Raw genomic sequence first — 2390 nt, 5'->3', positions numbered from 1 at the left:
TCAAAGCAGACTGATAAGCTATCATGGCATTTTCCTCATCTTTGTACAATTCTTTACTTTTGTCAATGACATCCTGATCTTTTTCCAGGCACGGACAGTTTTTAGGCATCTTTTCTTTCACGCCGGTTCTGCATGCATGGACTTTACAAATTCCGCAGGTATACATTTGCAACTTCACTCCTTTCATATATAAATTTTTATAATTATTCTTCCTATTCCTGAATAGTAATACTTATTTTTTGTACAAGCTGAATAATTAAAAAAATTAAGTATGACAGAAAAATCTATAAAAGATTTTTCTGCCTACTTATTTCATATACACAACAGTGACCAATTCCTTTATTTTCTTATTATCCCCTGTTCTTTTGCTATCCTCTTTACCTCATCTGCCACTACTTTTGATACTCTTTCATCAAAAGGATTAGGTATTATGTACTCTTCAGAAAGCTCTTCCTCTTTCAGTACCTTTGCTATTGCCTCGGCTGCTGCGAACTTCATCTCCTCTGTTATTGCAGTCGCTCCCGCTTCCAAAGCTCCCTTAAAGAGACCCGGAAATGCAAGTACGTTGTTTACCTGGTTTGGGAAGTCCGATCTCCCTGTGCCTACTATTTTAGCCCCTGCTTTCAGAGCCTCATCTGGCATTATTTCCGGAGTAGGATTGGCCATTGCAAATATCACTGGGTCTGCATTCATAGTCTTTACCATCTCTGGCTTCAGTATTCCTGGAGCGGATACCCCTATAAATATATCAGCTTTTTTTACAGCCTCTGCAAGTCCTCCCTTTACATTATCCTTATTTGTGATTTTAGACAGCTCTTGAGACAAAAAGTCATATTCCCTCTTTTCATCATCTCTGGCTATTATACCGGCTATATCTACTGCCAAAATATCCTTCACTCCCAGCTGACTGATCATTTTTATTATCGAACTCCCTGCTGCCCCTGCACCACAGACTACCACCCTGGCATCTGAAAAATTCTTTTTTAGAAATTTATATGAGTTTATAAGCCCGGCCACCACAACTATAGCCGTTCCGTGCTGATCATCGTGAAATACCGGTATATTTAGCTCTTCCTTGAGTCTCCTCTCTATCTCTACGCATCTCGGAGCAGATATATCCTCCAGATTTATTCCTCCGAAACCAGGAGCTATTCTTTTTACCGTTTCTATTATCTCCTCAGTATCCTTTGTATCAAGGCATATAGGGAATGCATCCACTCCGGCAAAGGTTTTAAAAAGTATGGCTTTTCCCTCCATTACAGGAAGGGCTGCTTCTGGACCTATGTCTCCAAGACCCAGCACTGCTGTACCGTCAGTCACTACTGCCACCATGTTTCCTTTGGAGGTATATTTGTACACGTCCATTTTATTTTCCTGTATTTTTCTGCAAGGTTCTGCAACCCCAGGGGAATAAGCCAGGCTCAGTTCCTCTCTGTTAGTGACCCCTACCTTGGAGACCACCTCAATTTTCCCTTTGTTTTCACTGTGTATTTTTAGAGCTTCCTCATAAACATTCATCTCAATAACTTCCCCCTTTTTTTATTGCTGCATAACCCGGCAGTCCCTCTTAATAATTATAATCTTATAACACAAAACTCTTTATTTCAATTTAATCAAATTTTTATACCTTTATCTAATTAACTAAAGATTGTTAAAAAAATAACACCTTAATAAAACAAACCAGTTCATCAGAAATCCTGTTTTAAAATAAATTTAAAGATCTTACTCTGGACTTTCACAGTTCAAATTCTAAATTCATATGGACATTTCTCCACCAATCGTTGTAAAATGAAGTATCAGAATCCAAACACTTTATAATATTTTTTATTACATAAATAAAACACACTATCAAAACTTTTTAATTTTTAGGAGGCATCATCTATGACAGAATCTAGTAACAGCACATGTTTAGGATCAGTAAAAGGCATCCTTGATAAAAATATAATGGTGATATCCTCTATATTTTTTTCCGGAGCCTTTATTGCAGGAAAATTTTCCATCATGGAATTCCCGGTTTTTTCCCTGACCTTTTTCAGGTTTCTCATTGCCAGCACGATACTTTTCCTGATAATGTATTTCAGAGGAGAAGATCTTAAAATACCAAAATCAGAAATACCACACGTGGTCGTTCTGTCACTTCTGGGAATGGTTGGTTACCATGTATTTTTCTTCACTGCACTGAAATATACTTCCAGTGTCAACACCTCTCTTATTGCTGCGTCAAACCCCATAATGACAACGATACTTGCCTCTATATTTTTGAAGGAGAAGGTGTCCACAAAGGCGGCCTTCGGTATAGTTATTTCCTTTATAGGGGTTGCTGTCATAGTTACAAACGGATCTTATGAAGTCCTGAGAAATATGGATTTTAATATCGGAGACCTGTATAT

2 protein-coding genes are annotated in these 2390 nt (G+C 37.8%); one reads left to right on the top strand and one right to left on the bottom strand.

Annotation, left to right across the window (positions count from 1 at the left end; genetic code table 11):
- Positions 1 to 339: 339 nt before the first annotated feature.
- Positions 340 to 1518 (bottom strand): NADP-dependent malic enzyme, encoded by a 1179-nt coding sequence (locus ABZA26_RS12790; protein ID WP_372714900.1) that lies wholly within the window; start codon positions 1516 to 1518, stop codon positions 340 to 342.
- Between the two features lie 363 nt (positions 1519 to 1881).
- Here ABZA26_RS12790 and ABZA26_RS12785 point away from each other — a divergent pair.
- The coding region (locus ABZA26_RS12785) for a DMT family transporter (RefSeq protein ID WP_372714899.1) at positions 1882 to 2390 on the top strand (509 nt) is incomplete at its 3' end.

The organism is Ilyobacter sp. (assembly GCF_041583315.1).
Lineage (GTDB): Bacteria > Fusobacteriota > Fusobacteriia > Fusobacteriales > Fusobacteriaceae > Ilyobacter.
Note: the sequence above shows the minus strand (reverse complement) of the source record. Positions and strands in the feature narration are given on the sequence as shown.